The organism is Janthinobacterium sp. KBS0711 (assembly GCF_000988085.1).
Lineage (GTDB): Bacteria > Pseudomonadota > Gammaproteobacteria > Burkholderiales > Burkholderiaceae_D > Janthinobacterium > Janthinobacterium lividum_E.
Genome location: NZ_LBCO01000008.1, coordinates 1 through 1,124 on the forward strand (window position 1 = coordinate 1; position 1,124 = coordinate 1,124).

Consider the following 1,124-nt stretch of genomic DNA (forward strand, 5'->3'; position numbering starts at 1 on the left):
AAAATGGCAAAAGGTAAATTCGAACGGACCAAGCCGCACGTCAACGTCGGCACCATCGGCCACGTCGACCACGGTAAAACCACGCTGACCGCTGCAATCGCAACGGTTCTGTCGAAGAAATTCGGCGGCGAAGCTAAAGCATACGACCAGATCGATGCAGCACCAGAAGAAAAAGCGCGCGGTATCACGATCAACACCGCCCACGTCGAGTACGAAACGGAAACGCGTCACTACGCGCACGTTGACTGCCCAGGCCACGCCGATTACATCAAAAACATGATTACCGGTGCAGCCCAGATGGACGGCGCGATCCTGGTGTGCTCCGCAGCTGACGGCCCAATGCCACAGACCCGCGAACACATCCTGCTGGCCCGCCAAGTTGGCGTTCCATACATCATCGTGTTCCTGAACAAGTGCGACCTGGTCGACGACGCAGAACTGCTGGAACTGGTTGAAATGGAAGTGCGCGAGCTGTTGTCGAAGTACGAATTCCCAGGCGACGACCTGCCTATCATCAAAGGTTCGGCACGTATGGCGCTGGAAGGCAAAGAAGGCGAAATGGGCGTTGATGCAGTGCTGCGTCTGGCCGATGCGCTGGATGCCTACATCCCAACGCCAGAGCGCGCTGTTGACGGTGCTTTCCTGATGCCAGTGGAGGACGTGTTCTCGATCTCGGGTCGCGGTACCGTTGTGACCGGTCGTATCGAGCGCGGCATTGTCAAAGTCGGCGAAGAGATCGAAATCGTCGGTATCACCGATACCGTCAAAACGACTTGCACCGGCGTGGAAATGTTCCGCAAACTGCTGGACCAAGGTCAAGCAGGCGACAACGTTGGTCTGCTGCTGCGCGGCACCAAGCGTGAAGACGTGCAACGTGGTCAAGTTCTGGCCAAGCCAGGCTCGATCAAGCCGCATGCGCACTTCACCGGCGAGATCTATGTTCTGTCGAAAGACGAAGGCGGCCGTCATACGCCATTCTTCAACAACTATCGTCCACAGTTCTACTTCCGCACGACGGACGTAACCGGTTCGATCGAGTTGCCAGCAGACAAAGAAATGGTCATGCCAGGCGATAACGTGTCGATCACCGTCAAGCTGATCAACCCGATCGCGATGGAAGAAGG

At 56.7% G+C, this 1,124-nt stretch carries 1 protein-coding gene; it reads left to right on the forward strand.

What is annotated here, in order from left to right:
- Positions 1 to 3: 3 nt before the first annotated feature.
- The coding region (tuf, locus tag VM94_RS05395; protein WP_046682548.1) for an elongation factor Tu at positions 4 to 1,124 on the forward strand (1,121 nt) is incomplete at its 3' end.